Below are 223 nucleotides of genomic sequence, written 5' to 3'. Positions count from 1 at the left end.
CGAGGCCTTTCCGACCGAACTGGTGCGGGCCGCCCAGGTCGATGGCGCCAGCTTCTTCCAGATCTTCCGCCGCATCATGCTGCCGAACTCGCTGCCGATCATCGTCGTCACCGTGATCTACCAGTTCACCAATATCTGGAACGACTTCCTGTTTGCGTCTGCCTATGCCGGCACCGGTGAATCCATGCCGATGACGGTGGCGCTGAACAACGTCGTCAACACC

Annotated in this window: 1 protein-coding gene; it reads left to right on the top strand. The window is 60.1% G+C overall.

Annotated elements, in window-relative coordinates; translation table 11 throughout:
* Nucleotides 1-223 (top strand): ABC transporter permease subunit (locus MOV76_RS39710; RefSeq protein ID WP_247266652.1); only part of this gene is annotated, 223 nt, incomplete at both ends.

The organism is Rhizobium sp. PRIMUS64, assembly GCF_023006465.1.
Taxonomy (GTDB): Bacteria; Pseudomonadota; Alphaproteobacteria; order Rhizobiales; family Rhizobiaceae; genus Rhizobium; species Rhizobium leguminosarum.
Note: the sequence above shows the minus strand (reverse complement) of the source record. Positions and strands in the feature narration are given on the sequence as shown.